At 48.3% G+C, this 14,735-nt stretch carries 12 protein-coding genes; 11 read left to right on the top strand and 1 reads right to left on the bottom strand.

What is annotated here, in order from left to right:
* Window positions 1-117 precede the first annotated feature (117 nt).
* The 9 genes from PAEVO_RS10305 to PAEVO_RS10265 all read left to right on the top strand — a co-directional run bounded on the left by PAEVO_RS10305 (window position 118) and on the right by PAEVO_RS10265 (window position 6,487).
* Window positions 118-585, top strand: a complete 468-nt coding sequence (locus PAEVO_RS10305) for a DinB family protein (protein WP_100537451.1) — start codon at window positions 118-120, stop codon at window positions 583-585.
* 104 nt (window positions 586-689) lie between these two features.
* Entirely contained in the window at window positions 690-1,094 is a 405-nt protein-coding gene (locus PAEVO_RS10300; protein ID WP_100537450.1) for a nuclear transport factor 2 family protein, read from the top strand.
* A gap of 361 nt (window positions 1,095-1,455) precedes the next feature.
* On the top strand, window positions 1,456-2,016 hold the full coding sequence (locus PAEVO_RS10295; protein WP_100537449.1) for a pyridoxamine 5'-phosphate oxidase family protein: 561 nt from the start codon (window positions 1,456-1,458) through the stop codon (window positions 2,014-2,016).
* Between the two features lie 61 nt (window positions 2,017-2,077).
* A complete protein-coding gene (locus PAEVO_RS10290) occupies window positions 2,078-3,010 on the top strand; it encodes a hypothetical protein (RefSeq protein ID WP_100537448.1) in 933 nt (310 codons plus the stop codon).
* A 469-nt stretch (window positions 3,011-3,479) separates the two neighbouring features.
* Window positions 3,480-4,166 carry an endonuclease/exonuclease/phosphatase family protein gene (locus tag PAEVO_RS10285; RefSeq protein WP_165789647.1) on the top strand — a complete coding sequence of 229 codons (687 nt, stop codon included), beginning with the start codon at window positions 3,480-3,482 and terminating at the stop codon, window positions 4,164-4,166.
* A gap of 137 nt (window positions 4,167-4,303) precedes the next feature.
* On the top strand, window positions 4,304-4,897 hold the full coding sequence (locus PAEVO_RS10280) for a YdeI/OmpD-associated family protein (protein ID WP_100537446.1): 594 nt from the start codon (window positions 4,304-4,306) through the stop codon (window positions 4,895-4,897).
* Between the two features lie 380 nt (window positions 4,898-5,277).
* Complete coding sequence (locus PAEVO_RS10275; RefSeq protein ID WP_100537445.1) at window positions 5,278-5,778, top strand: MerR family transcriptional regulator; 501 nt, start codon at window positions 5,278-5,280, stop codon at window positions 5,776-5,778.
* A 2-nt stretch (window positions 5,779-5,780) separates the two neighbouring features.
* Window positions 5,781-6,215, top strand: coding sequence for an SRPBCC family protein (locus tag PAEVO_RS10270; RefSeq protein ID WP_100537444.1), 435 nt, complete (start codon window positions 5,781-5,783; stop codon window positions 6,213-6,215).
* 11 nt (window positions 6,216-6,226) lie between these two features.
* Window positions 6,227-6,487 (top strand): SRPBCC domain-containing protein, encoded by a 261-nt coding sequence (locus tag PAEVO_RS10265; protein ID WP_207797466.1) that lies wholly within the window; start codon window positions 6,227-6,229, stop codon window positions 6,485-6,487.
* A gap of 214 nt (window positions 6,488-6,701) precedes the next feature.
* On the opposite strand, the gene PAEVO_RS33765 is transcribed toward PAEVO_RS10265, so the two are convergent.
* A complete protein-coding gene (locus PAEVO_RS33765) occupies window positions 6,702-6,875 on the bottom strand; it encodes a hypothetical protein (RefSeq protein ID WP_165789646.1) in 174 nt (57 codons plus the stop codon).
* A 380-nt stretch (window positions 6,876-7,255) separates the two neighbouring features.
* On the opposite strand from PAEVO_RS33765, the gene PAEVO_RS10260 reads away from it, so the two are divergent.
* Together PAEVO_RS10260 and PAEVO_RS10255 are read left to right on the top strand one after the other, a co-directional pair.
* Window positions 7,256-8,209 (top strand): phosphotransferase family protein, encoded by a 954-nt coding sequence (locus PAEVO_RS10260; RefSeq protein WP_243390717.1) that lies wholly within the window; start codon window positions 7,256-7,258, stop codon window positions 8,207-8,209.
* A 120-nt stretch (window positions 8,210-8,329) separates the two neighbouring features.
* Complete coding sequence (locus PAEVO_RS10255; RefSeq protein ID WP_100537442.1) at window positions 8,330-14,242, top strand: S-layer homology domain-containing protein; 5,913 nt, start codon at window positions 8,330-8,332, stop codon at window positions 14,240-14,242.
* Window positions 14,243-14,735 lie beyond the last annotated feature (493 nt).

The raw sequence follows: 14,735 nt of genomic DNA, 5'->3' as shown, positions 1-14,735 counted from the left end.
GCATCATCATTAACTTATACTTAACGTTCCGGTAACGCCCACTGCATTGATGGAAAGTTCCATGAGACCTATATTAAGAATAGTTCAAGTGTTTCTCATGAAAAGGAGGAAATCAACATGTCTGAAATGATGATCAACACGGCAAAAACCGCACGTCAAGTGCTACTGCAGCAGGTGCAGGCGATCCCTGAGGAACTGTTCGACATTCAACCGGCTGGTTTCAACAATACAATCCGTTGGAATGTTGGTCATATGATTTATTGGATGGATAAGTACTCTCCCTTGATCTTCGGCTCACCATCGGCCATACCGGACTTGTATGATACGCTGTTTAACTCCGGAACAAAGCCTTTGGACTGGACGTTTGCTCCTCCATCGAAGGAAGAGTTGGTCGAGATGTTAACCGCGCAGCTTTCCCGCTTATCGGAGTTGAAACCTGAAATGCTGGGCGAGAAGCTTTCAACTCCGTTTGCCTTGGGACCGTTCCAATTTAACATCTCTGGTGAGTTGTTAAACTTCATTCTGTTTCACGAAGCTTTTCACCTTGGAACGATAGCGAGCCAGTTAAAGGTTTTGTCGCGCTAACCTATGAATAGCTTGAGTCCTTTATCTTGCCGGCCTCACCAATCCAAACGACTTGATGGAAACAGCGACAGCGACCAGTCAACCATAATGAGGAGGAATCTTTCATGGAAAAATCCTTTAGCTCGGTCTCATCCCGAACTAGCGAAGCGTTTGATGCTTTTAGGCAAGCTTTAGAAACAGGGCATACAGAAGATTTTCTTAAGAAGGTTACGGAAGATTTCCATTTCTTCGTTCCGCTTCCCCTAGAGGGGTGGAATCACGAGCAGAAAGGCAAAGAGCGGTTCGAGGAATTGATCCGGTTCGAGCGCTCCGTATTTAAGATGCAGCTGACTCCACTCATCGTGCTTGAGAACGAGGACCACGGGGTTGTGGTATTTCGCTCGGAAGGTTTGCTGAATGGGCGGCCTTTTCGCAATGAGCTTGCAATCGTCTTCGAGTTTGAGGCAGAGCGGATCCGATCCTTCCGTGAATATGTAGGTATGCCGTTAAAAAACTACGAGACACCATAATCGATACTACCGTGAAAAAGTTACGATTCATTTTATTAGATCTATAAATCGATTCGTTTCTATATTAGAATATAAAAAACCATCAGTGATCATCATGATGGTTTTTTTATTAATGAATGGCGTTTACTAGAAGATCCGGAGCTGCTGAATAGGCCACTAGTCGCCTCATTCATAACCGGAGTGTATCTATGCAGGTTAAGAATATATTATATTTATGTGGCGGCTTCGAATACAATGAACGTATAGCTAAGCACGAGATCACGTATGAAGCAAGCGATCCGTCCTGAACGCTTTTGAGCGCAACCCGGGCGGTGATCACGCGCGAATCGAACGCAATACAAGTTCATCGGAGGGGATTCGAATGGGAAAACAATTTCCGGCCATGCTCCCCGAGCATACGGACTTTATCCGAAAGCAGCACCTGTTCTTTGTCGGAACAGCGCCGATGTCGCGGGATGGACATGTCAATCTGTCGCCGAAGGGATATGACACGTTCCGGATTTTGTCCGAACGTAAGGTCGCGTATTTGGATTTGACCGGGAGCGGCAATGAGACCAGCGCCCATCTCGAAGAGAACGGCCGAATCACGATGATGTTCTGCGCATTCCAGGGTCCGCCGAACATCCTGCGCCTGTACGGAACCGGAACGGTTATTCTGCCGGGGGACAGCGAGTGGGAGCGGGTATACGGAATGTTCGAACCGCTGCCTGGAGTCCGGCAGATCATTACGGTCGATATACATAAAGTCCAGACGTCCTGCGGTTATTCGGTGCCATTCATGACGTACGAAAAGGAGAGGGATACGCTCCAGCGGTGGGCGGAGCATAAAGGGGAAGAAGGCTTGCACGGTTATTGGCAGGAAAAGAACTTGAGCAGCCTCGACCGATTGCCGACGTCTCTAGGGAAACGTATAAGGACATAGCGGTAGTATCTCGCGTTGGGCGATGGAATAAGGTGAGTTTTGAGGAGGTTGAAGATGGAATATGGAACATCCCCAAATCGTACATACAATCCTTGCGAAATTAGGAAATGAACGTTTGATTACGGAACTGACGACAACATTGTCGCAATCGGAAATGACGACACTTCTTCTCGCGCTTTCAAAAGAAATTACGGCTCAAAGTTCTCCCGTCGATTTGCTCAACAAATATACGACGAATCGTTTTGTAAAGCCTTCCGAACTCAGTCCCATAAAGCTGAGGAAAAAAGAGCTTGATATGCTCGAATTGGCTGAACATCGTGGATTTACCACACTGGAACTTTCTCCAGCTAGCCCGCTGGGAAGCTGTTCGGTGATTGCGAAGGTAGATCAAAACAAGGTGATTTCAGCGACAAGAGGCGTCGAATTAATGTCGGACAGCACCAATATGCTTGCGATCTATCTGGCGAATGGCATAAAGAACAAAACAATAAACAACAGCGTCAGCGATGTGCATGTTTGCGCGGCCAGCAGAGTCACTCGAGGGCAGTGGTTTAAAAATGCCAATGTCCTTCCTCATTTCGGTTTATTTACCTTGGTTAGTTCAGGAAGAGATACCGGTTCTTATCGCTTCGAAAAAGATTCGCTGACCCGGCATATCGATTTCTATCTCAATTATTACGGCGAGAAACTAGGTAAGGAGATTAAGGTATTTCTTCATATGCGGAAGGGCTATACCGATTCAGAAGGTTTGTTGGATAGATTGGTCGATCATTTGAATGTAAAGTTTCCCTCCTGCTTATTGATTGAAGACAGGGTAGATAGCACCAACCAGTATTACAAAGGCCTGAACTTCGAAGTGTATGTGGATGGAGTGAATATTGTGGATGGCGGTTTCGTGGATTGGACCCAGCAGTTACTCGGGAACAAGAAGGAACGATTGTTAATTAGTGGAACGGGTATGGATTTGCAGCTGATCACAGGACTGATCCAATGAACGGGTCAGTTACGATCAAAAACGTTTCCGATGCTATTGAAAATTGACCTAGCGTTAACAGAACCGAAGCTGTGATTGGCGACAAAAACACATCGAAGTGACGATAGAAAGTTGTAGGACAAGAGCATAACACATACAAAGTCGCTGAAATCGCGGCTTTTTTGTTTTAACCGATGAGAGCTCTTGTCCCGAGCTGAGGACAAGTACTTGCATTGTTAGTCGAAATGGGCAAGAACTTATATTCACCCCGATTAGATGACGCTCTAATCAGTTCATTCAAATTCTGTAACAAGATATTTATTGCAATTGCCATTAATTGAGACTCATGAATGTTGTCCTATTGTGAAAAAATAACAAAGGGTTGCGGGGATAAGCTTGGTTTTAGATTTCATCGTTTCCTTTGGAATATTAGCTTTTTTCTCTATCGCAAACTACACGAATGTTACATAATACGGAAAAGGTGAATTCTATGGATGACAACATTAATCTGAAAGTGATGTCCTACAGTATACGGCATGGAAAAGGATTAGATGGGAAAGCCAGTTTGAGCCGCATAGCGGAAGTAATCACAAAAGCCCAACCGGATATTGTTGCATTGCAAGGGGTGGACCGTTTTATGCCCCGAAGCGGCTTTCGAGATCAGCTGAAAAGGCTGGCTAAACTGCTCGGGATGCACGCTTGTTTCTCTCCTAGCGTTAATCTCATTATCCTTCAATATGGAAACGCCATTTTAAGCCACTATCCGATAATTTCAAAAGAAATTCAGTATATTGGCGGGTCTAAAGAGAGAAGGAGCATCTTAATGGTAAAGCTGCAAATTAATGATGCCGTGGTCACAGTAGTAAATACCCATTTGGGAGTACATATGAAGGAACGGATCAAACAGAACCCCATTCTTTGGAGTGCTCTAGAGAAACTGGAACAACCGGCGATCCTGGCTGGGGACTTTAATATGGATATGGACGATCCATTCATGAAACGGTTGAGCTCCCGATGGACAAAAGTCACTCTTCAGAACAACCTGCCTACCATGGAGAACGGTATGGAGATCGATCACATCTTTGTAAACATGCCGACAGAACGGGCCACAGCCAGGGTTCTTCCTTACGACGCTTCGGATCACTATCCGGTCATTGCAGATATTCGCTGGCAGTAACATATGGACTTTATTGAGAGTAAAATGGGGGGGGAATGGTGGCTCTAGAATATGTTGCGCTTGAATCAACTTCTAGAGGATAATGAAGAATGATTTTAACATTATCTATGGATTTTCAATTCAGGAGGGGGATCTTGATGATCAAAGGTGAGAGGAATTCAAAGATTGATCCTTATTTTAACAAGCTTAAGAAGTGGAAGGAAGAATTCAAGCTGCTGAGAGAAATCGCTCTTGACTGCGGGCTGACCGAGGATTTTAAATGGATGCATCCTTGTTACACGTTTGACAATAAAAACATCGTTTTGATTCATGGATTTAAGGATTACTGTGCGCTTCTGTTTCACAAAGGCGCATTGTTAAAAGATCCCCACGGGATCCTAATCCAACAAACAGCGAATGTTCAGGCAGCGCGTCAGATCCGGTTCACCAATGTTCAAGAGATCGATGAAATGCAACTTATCTTGAAAACATATATTGATGAAGCCATTGAAGTTGAGAAGGCCGGTTTGCAAGTGACCTATAAAAAGAATACGGAATACATCATACCGGAAGAATTAGAAAATAAATTCGTGGAAATCCAAGGCTTAAAGACGGCTTTTGAAGCATTGACGCCGGGACGACAAAGAGCATACCTTCTCCATTTTTCTACACCCAAGCAATCCAAAACCCGAGAATCTAGGGTTGAAAAATATATCCCGCATATCCTAGCTGGAAAGGGATTAAATGATTAATAAATGTTATCTCTGTGGAACGATTAGATTATACATAGACAATACTGGCGACAGTCCATATTTTTATATCATGATGGAGACGCTGCAAGAGAGTAATTCATCCATCAGAAATTAAAACATACTCATATAAAGAGTCTGTAATTGGAGTAGAGGATTGTCGGAGGATTAGAACATATACGCATAGGAAGTCGCGGAACTCGCGGCTTTTTTGCTATTAAGATGTAACGACATGTATATATTCAGAAAGAAAATATGTGTTCAAGTGGCGATTCATGTAGTTGTTTTTTTACCAAAATAAAAAATTTCGATTGCACCTAACGTTACGTCATCTTTTATACTTAATCTACCGGTACATAGTTAGCGCTAACAAAGGAGCACTTATGAAACGAAATTGGAAGGTGGGGGATCTTGCCAAACAAACGGGACTCACCGTGCGGACTTTGCGATTTTACGATCAAATCGGTTTGTTCTCGCCATCGGGCAAGACGGAGTCCGGACATAGGCTGTACGATGAATCTGACCTGTCACGCCTGCAGCAGATTATATCGCTTAAGGAATTAGGCTTATCTTTGGAGGAGGTCAAGTCCGTCCTGAACGACGAGCAGATGAGTCCAGTAGAGATCGTCAACCTGCAAATAGCCCGAATCAAAGAACAAATCAAGCTGCAGCAAATGCTCCTTGAACAGCTTCATCATGTATCCAAGTCGATGCAGGGGAAGGCTCCCTTAGCAGTGGAAGACTTCACCGATCTCATGCAAGCGATTAAAAAGAGCCATGAGAAGTTAGTGATCGAGCGGAGAACGAGCTGGGAGCACCATCTGGATTTATTGGGTGATTTCATTGCCGAGGAAGAGATAGAATCGAAATTTAGGGAGGAATAACCGTGAACGAACGATTTGTCAAACATGCTACCTTCGTTGTGGAGCGGACTTATACAGCTTCGCCTGCAAAGGTCTATCAAGCTTGGGCCGATCCGGCCGCCAAAGCAAAGTGGTTCTCAAAACCCGATATTTTCGAATTCCATGTCGGAGGACGCGAATACAGCAGAGGAGGCCCGCCAGAGGGTCCCGTCTTTACCTTTGACGCATGCTACCAAGAAATTGTGCCGGAAGAGCGCATCGTCTATAGCTACTCCCTGGATTCGGACGACATTCGTATGTCTGTTTCACTCACAACAGTCGAATTCATCCCGACCGAGGGCGGCACAAAGCTGGTCTTCACCGAGCAAGGGGCATTTTTCGACGGGTATGATACGCCGGAAGTGCGTGAGCATGGCACGAATGAAATGCTTGATACACTTGGCAAAACACTCGAATAGGAGGTATACCCATGAAATCTACTATGGGTGAGAACGAAATTATAACTTCGCGAGAATTCGATTTTCCGCGTGTGCGGGTCTTTGAAGCCTGGACCAATCCGGATAGCCACGAATTTCAGTTGACGGCTACTTTCGAGGAACTGGGCGACCGTACAAGGGTCATTTTTCGCCAGCTATTCATGAAAGCGGCGGAGTTCGAAGAAGCTAAGCAATACTGCGTCGTGGCCAATGAACAAAACTTAGATCGGCTGAACGCTGTGCTGGAAGAATGAATGGTGTAGATTTTGAGAATATGCAGAAGGTATTCTTTTCCCCAACAACCGAAAGTAGTTATTACCAGAATACGTCGATGAACATGTTAACCCCCACTGATCAACGAAGAATCAGTGGGGGTCTCTTGTATCTTGAGAAGAGGAAATCGACACCTTCTCGCATAATTACATTTGTAGACAGAGCCAGCTTGAAGGATTATCCATTAGGTTCCTATTACTCTTTTCGACTTACAAACTCATTCGGAACATCTTCGCCATCCGGGTTATTATTTTTAATTTGGCTAAGACGTCCATTGCGATACTCCCCACCATGTACTTTGTTCTGCCGCTGATCATTATTATCCGTATGATCATGCTGATTATGATTATAGTTGTTGTTATTTGCCATTTCACATTCCACCTTTTTTCTAAGCTGTACAATATAGAATGTGTATTGAGATCGGATTTATGCAGAAAAGGGATGGGAGAGTTGCTGACAAGGCAGCTGCGTATTGATACGGAACCATGCAGGTGAAACGGGAAGAGGACAAATCATCCGCATCATCAGAGGCGCCCAAACAAGAGAAGCAAATAAGGAACGCAAGCAGATTCAACTTCTTTCACAGAATACGGATAATGGAACAGGTTGGTCATTAGGAACGGCTGCTTTTTGTTAAAACTTACGGCCAGTATAGTTTAGTTAATAACGAATCTTTACCAGTCATGATCTCCAACATTTTGGTATTCTATGTGATAGAACATTTTATCGCGGAGCTTTATTAAAGGGGGATGAAAGATACGATGGAGCACTCTGTAGTTATGCAAGCAGAACGAATTACAGGCGATTTTCTGCTAGAACAACCGAAAATGTCATACCAGATCATAGGTAAAGGTATCGTAAATCAGGTTTGCGTAGTTGAAACAGAGAGTCATAAAGTCGTCGTCCGCATGAACGATAAAGATACATTTTCAAGCTTTATCAAAGAAAAATGGTGTATCGAGCAAGCAGCCGCAGTTGGCATTCCTGGGCCTGAGGTGTTGTCCATTGGTATCGTTGATGAAACAGCATATATGATTCAAACATTTATACATGGCGACAACGGATTAGACAGTACGGTATCCAAGTCCGAAGTTTGGAGGCAGCTTGGCGAATATGCCAAGCTTATTCATTCGATTCAAGTGAAAGGTTTTGGAGGGAATCTGATTGATCCAGTCCATGGTGAGTTTCAGTCACCTTCTCATGCAGGATCAGATGGCAGTTGGCACGGGTACGTGCAGTATAATATCAATAGTTTGACAGAGCATGATCGCTTGATTAAGCTTGGCGTAATTTCGCAGGTGGAATCGCAGAGAGTGAGAAAGCTGTTCGAGAATTTGAAGAAAGAAACGTTCCGCTTCGGTTTAAATCATGGAGATATCTCTTTAAAGAATACGATGGTCAATCAGGCAAACCAAGTTATATTACTGGATTGGGGCAATGCAGAAGTAAGCGTGGTACCGCATGCAGCTGTTACTCAATTGATGCAGTACCAAATATTAGGACTAGAAGAAGGCCCGAATATTAAGGAATTCAAAGCGTTTTTAGACGGGTACGGGATACGTGAACAAGACCTTGATGACATGAGGCATTTGCTGCTATTAAGGGCTTTCGATAACCTCAGGTGGGCAATCGATCAAAGTCCTGATCTGATTGAGCCCTATGCTGCGTTTGCGAAGCAAGTCGTTGACATGATTTTGGATTAGCAGAAATTGATCCGTGTTTCTGTGTTTCAATTCAGTTTACGAAACATGCGATTTCATTTGATATTCGCTTGACCTTTATGCTTTAGGCTTTTAGAGGGAAAAAGCATAAAGGAGGAGCACATGAAGCGGAAATGGATCGCCGGATTATTATCCGGCATACTGATCGGCAGCAGTTTATTTGAGCTTGCGCTTGCAAGCACCCCAGCCTATGCCGCCCCATCGGGAGCGATGCCGGTGTTGATCTCGGAAATTTATCCCGATGACCGGTCGAATCAGCAAACGATCGAGGGGGCAGGCGGAGCCGATCTGTTCGAATATGTTGAGCTCTACAATCATTCGGTTGCGCCGATCTCGTTTAACGACGAGTTCAACATTCGTTACGACTACAATACGGGTATGAAGACGTTAACGGTGACCGACACGGTTTACGGCAATCCGGATGGGGCGGTCATCCCGGCGGACAGCCCGGCCGTGCTCTGGGTAGAACGCACAAGCTCGTCCATAACCGGGGCAGCCGCAGCCTTGACGGAATCCGATTTCCGCCTGTACCACTCGGTTCCCGACCATGTGCCGGTATTCAAGCTTCGGGGGCAGGACGGCCTCAACAACACAGACCGCGGCTTATACATAACCCGAAAAGGCGATGACGCCGATGTAATCAGCGGCTTCTATTATACCGCCGAAGATGTCGGTGACGGCAAGAGCGTGCATCTCCAGCCTCCTAATGGCGGCTTGGACATGATCCCTTATGCCAGGGAAGCCTTGCCTTCCGCCGGAATCATCGACCCGGGGCAGCTATTGCCGCCTGACAATCACGTCCCGGAAATCAGACACACGCCCGTCGCCTCGACCGAACGGACGCAGCCGCTGACCGTAAGCTCAAGCGTCTATGACGCCGACGGAGATGCGCTAGAAGTTAAGCTGTATTATAAAACGGCCGTCAATAGCCCCTACAGCATGATCGACATGATCGATCGCGGGGGGAACCAATTCGATGCCGTCATTCCGGCCGATCAGCTGACCGGCGATAAGCTGCACTATTATATAGAGGCAGCAGATGGGCTTCAGCGTTCGAGATCCAGCGAGTATGAAACGGCGTTAACCGGAGGAACCGCCGGCGGGGACGTTCCGCGAATCCTAATCACTGAGATTCTTCCGAACCCGGCCGGGGATTACCGCTGGGGTAGCGGCAACCAGTATGAATACGTCGAAATCTACAATAATTCGAATCAGATATTGGATCTCAAGGATTACACGCTCTCGTACCTATATCCGGGTACAACAGCGCCTAAGCATTGGACGATACCGGACCATACCTCGATCGAACCATACAGCGCTGCCGTAATCTGGTTCGCGAAGGAAGCGGTTGCGAACGGAAAGGGATATACCACGACGGGCGACTTTAATCTGCATTTTAACAGCACGCTGAAGGATAATGACATCATTTTCTACGATAATTCGAAAGCATCGGATTTCAATCTACCGAATTCGCTGCATCGCGGGATTGCCTTGTCCGCGCCGGGACAGGCCAATTCGTACATCGTGCAGGCCTGGTACGATCCGAGCACGCCGGACAGCCCGGACAGACTGGTCAACGACGTCCGCAATGCGGTCGTACGATATGCTTACCCCGATGCAGGAACAACCATGAGAAGATTGGATAACCGGATGTACGCCAATCCCGGGAGCATTGATCCTGGTCAGGTGCCGCCTGTGGCAGGCGTCGACATGATCGCTCCAGTGCTGCAGCATGAGCAGACCGCCTATAATATGGGCAAGAGCCAGGCTTATCCGGTTTCCGTGATCAGCGATGAGCCTCTTGCTTCCGTAGAAGTACTGATTGGAGCGGCTACCGAGGAGCCGACGGTGTTTACGGACAAGCATGCGCTTACGCTTGCATCCCAGGATAACGGCCGTTACGTCTACCAAGGCTCGATCACGCTAAATGAGATCGGCGTTTATCGTTATATCATCGATGCGGCCGACGACAGTGGCAACCGCACGCGGGTACCCTATAATTCCAGGGGGGGCCTCCTAACGGTTAACAAAGAAAGCACGGGAACGGAACTGCCGGATCCGGGCCTATCCTTGGCAAACGGCAGCATGCTCAGCGGGAAGGCATTCTTCTACGCATACGGCTCCCGGGCCGAGGATGATATCGAAATCCGCTTTGACGGAAATCCGCTGCCGCTTCGCAAGGCGCTGCCAGGTAAGGTGCAGCTGGGCATGCAGACCCGTGGCATCGATCAGATTTACCAAGCGTCGGCAAGCGCGCTGGACGCAAGCGGGGAGACGGTATTTTTCGGACGCATCCTGCCCAAATACATGGACGGCGCCTGGTCGATGTTCGACATGACTCCAGAGCTTTTCGTGACCGGTACGACCGTTTCCGTGCATACCGGGAATGAGAATGCGCCGTATCAAGTCAAAGATCACGACAAAGTATTCGGCAAGAACAACCATGACGATTTCGAAGTGATGAATCTTCATCTCGTGCTGCCGGACGGCTCTGTAGTCAAACCGGACAAGGTGCTGAACTACCTGGGCAACCTCGGGCAATCGACAGTGGATTACCGGGAGGATACGTATTACGGATTCGGGGACGCAGATTACGGCAGCAATCCGAACAAGCCCATGATCAGCGATTTTCATTTTCCGATCCCGCAGGACAAGTTCACGGCGAGATATTCCGAGCTCGACACCGATTCGGTAGAGGACGGGATATATTCCCTTAGCATGTTGATGAACGGCCAAGACTTCCAATCTATCGACGTGACGGTAGATAATACGGCTCCCGAGATTGAGGGAATAACGTATGGGGAAGGGCAGCTGTTGGCGGATGCCATGCAGCTCAAAGGCCCTTTCACGCTGGATGTGGTCGCTTTGGACAATTTGACCGGCGTAACCGACATTACGGCGGAGCTTGATGGCGAGCCGATCAAGTTTCCTTACGAAACGTCTTCTACGCAGCTTGCGCCTGGCGAGCATATTCTGAAAGTGACCGTTCATGACGGCGCCGGCAACTCGGCGGATATCTCTCGTACTTTCATGATTGAAGACGAGAAGCCTCTTCTTCCGGGCGAAGTTTCCCCAGCCGATTTCGCGGAGAATGTAAATTTGAATCCGAGCCTGAGAGCGCGACTCAGCGATCCGAGCGGAGATTCGATGGACGTTCGTTTCTTGGAAGGGGATAAATACGATTTTGCCCGCGAAGACGGGATCGAAGGCCGCATCAACGTTGCAGACCGGGAGCCGCCGCTTGTGCTGGAGCCGGACGGCGAGAAGGGGATCGGCAAGGAGGATGCAGACAAAATTTCATACCCGGACGGTGAGTACCTTATCACGGATACGGATTCCGGATTCCCTTATCATCGATTCGAAGTCCAGCTGGACGAAGCGTGGTCGCAGCGAGATGCGGTAGAGCTGCACTGGCAAGGGCGCACACTTCCGGGGCGCATCGTGACGCTGTATGCTTGGGATTATGAGACCGGCAAGTGGACGGGGCTGGAGTCGGCCACCGGCAACGAAACGGAATCCGATATCACGCTGTCTGCCGAAGTGGAGCCAAACCGTTTCGTACGAAACGGTAAAATTCAGGCCATGGTCCAAGATGAAGTGAAGAGCGCGAACGCGCCGTTCAACATTTTATGGTTTACGGACACGCAGTATTATGCGGAGTCGTACCCGGACATTTTCGATAAGCTGGGCGATTGGATCACGGAAGAATACAAGAAGGGTTTGTTCAGTTATGTGATTCATACCGGCGACATTGTGAACGTGGCCGACGACGAGAAGCAGTGGGCGGTAGCCGATCGCAACCTAAAGAAGCTGGACGAAGCAGGAGTACCGTATGGCGTGCTTGCGGGCAATCACGACGTCATCATTGACGGTGTGGATTACTCCTACTACGGAAAGTATGTCGGGGCTGACCGGTACAAAAACAATCCGTGGTATGGCGGCGAAATGGATAACAACCGCAACCATTACGACCTTTATTCGTTTGGAGGCCATGACTTTATTTTCCTGTATATCGGCTTTGGACTGGAGGATACGCCGGAAACGATTGCTTGGGCCAACGAGGCGCTGAAGAAGCATGCGGACCGCATCGCGATCGTGGGCATGCACGCTTATCTGGAGAGCAACGGCACTCTGTCCAATATGGCGCAGAGCGTTTTTGACCAGGTCATTGCACCGAACAAAAACGTGCAGCTCGTGCTGAGCGGACATTATCATGCTGCCAACCGGGTCGTGAAGACGGTGACACATCCGGATGGATCGTCAAGACAGGTCATCGAAATGCTGGCGGACTATCAGGGAGGACCGAACGGAGGAAACGGTTATCTGCGCCTGCTGAAGTTCGATCCAACCTCCGGAACGCTGGATGTGGATACGTATTCGCCTTACTTAGACGACTATAATTTCTTTGACGACGCCATCGAGGATTTTACTGAGCCGTTTGCGTTCAGGGACATTCAAAAACGGGTGGCAACCGATTATTTTGCGGTCAACGTGTACAAAGACACGCTGATCGGCGAGCAAAAAGCCGTGAAGTCCGGAGAAATCGCCTCTGCCGCATGGAATGGACGAAAAGCCGGTGAGACGTATTACTGGTATATGGATATTACCGATGAATTCGGCGCCAAGCGGCTTAGCCAAATCTATCGCTTTACGACCTCAAAGAAAACCTCTCCTCCGGGCGGCGGGAATGACGGAGGAGGAAACGATGGCGGAGGCAATAACGGCAACAATGGAAATAACGGTAATAACGGAAACAACGGAAATAACGGTGGCAGCAGCAATCAACCGGGCCAAGGCAAGCCTGGGGGCACGCCGCCGACTACGGGTCCTTCCAAACCGGGAACGATTACGGTCGGAGTCACCATAAGTGGTCAGAGGGCTCAGGCATCAGTCAGCGATTCGGATCTGAGCACTGTCTTCGAAAGCGTCGCTGCTGACCGGAGAGGGATCAAGACCGTAACCATTCAAATGGACGATAATGCCCGTTCGTTCAACGGCGAATTTGTCATCCAGATCCCGTCGGCTTACTTGAACAGAAATCACGCACAGGAGCGGATCGAGATCGTGACCCCGCAGGCAACCGTGAAGCTGCCTTCCGATATGCTGAACCAACTGCCGGAAGCAGGGCAGTTCACGGGCCTCGTGATTCGGCCGGGCAACCGCAGTGGACTTTCCGCGGACCGACTTTCCGGGATCGGGAACCGACCGGTCGTGGAGCTGTTTCTGCAGATCGACGGCAAGATGGTGGAATGGACGGGAAGCGGAACGAATGTAAGGGTATCGCTCCATTACGATGCGGAGGCGGCCGAACGCTCGGACCAGCTGGTTGCGTGGGAAGTCGATGCAACAGGATCGGTACCCGCCATGATGAACGGATATTACGATACCGGGCTTCGCGCCGTGACCTTCGATACGAACAAGCTCGGGACCTATGCAATCGCCTACGCGCAGGTGTCCTATCGGGATGTGGAGCCGAGCAGCTGGTATGCAGACGCCGTACATTTCCTCTCAGCCCGAGATATTGTAAAGGGTGCAGGGGGAGGGCGATTCCTCCCGCAGGAGGAGATCAGCCGGGCCGACTTCCTGGTCATGGCCATGAACGCCTTCGGCATGAAGCCAGAGAACGCGGATGACGACGGTAATTTTGCCGATGCGGGCAGCCGGTACTACACGCCGTATTTGTCTGAGGCGAAGAAGCTTGGGCTGGTCCATGGGACGGGAGATAACCGGTTTAGGCCGGAGGACTCCATCACGCGTCAGGATATGGTCGTCATGCTCCATGCGATGATGGAATCGGCAGGGAACGAGCTGCCTGGTAGAGGGAATGGCATCGATCGCTATTCCGATACGAAGGACGTATCCGGTTATGCGCGGGAAGCGATGGACTTCATGCTGGATACCGGATTGGTTAAAGGCACCGGTGGAGGCAAGCTGTCTCCGAAGGCTGTTACCAATCGGGCCATGGCAGCAGAACTCATGTACAACTACCTGGTGAAAAGCCGGAAGGCATCGTAAAAATGAGAATCAAGCAAGCAGATATCATCTAAACGTACTTACATCATTAGAGCGGGAGAAGCCTTCCGCTCTTTTAATTGCGCGGATGTGTGGTGCAGATATGTAGTCGATTAGATTATCTAATGCAACAGATTTATGGCATGTCATTTTTGATCAAGATGGTAAAATATGATTCATTTTTAGGATCGAATCAGATTTGGATCAAAAATATCATTATTGGTGATTTACGAGTGGGAGAATTTGGGCTTAACATAACATGAGATCCATTCTTTAAAATGAACCATGTCTGACTATGTCTTACAATGGACAAATATAAAGCATTTCAATTAAAAGTGCCAGGTAACCACTGCAGCCCCTACGAATCAAATTCATACGAGCCCATCATAAAAATATTTTTCAGGTTTAAAACGCATATAAGCTGACGCCACCTGATGGCTCAGCTTATTTCGTAATAAGCAATGTGCGCCGATTTTCGAATAACGGATGAACAAGA

It is taken from the genome of Paenibacillus sp. GM2FR (assembly GCF_002803325.1).
GTDB lineage: Bacteria > Bacillota > Bacilli > Paenibacillales > Paenibacillaceae > Paenibacillus_AQ > Paenibacillus_AQ lautus.
Note: the sequence above shows the minus strand (reverse complement) of the source record. Positions and strands in the feature narration are given on the sequence as shown.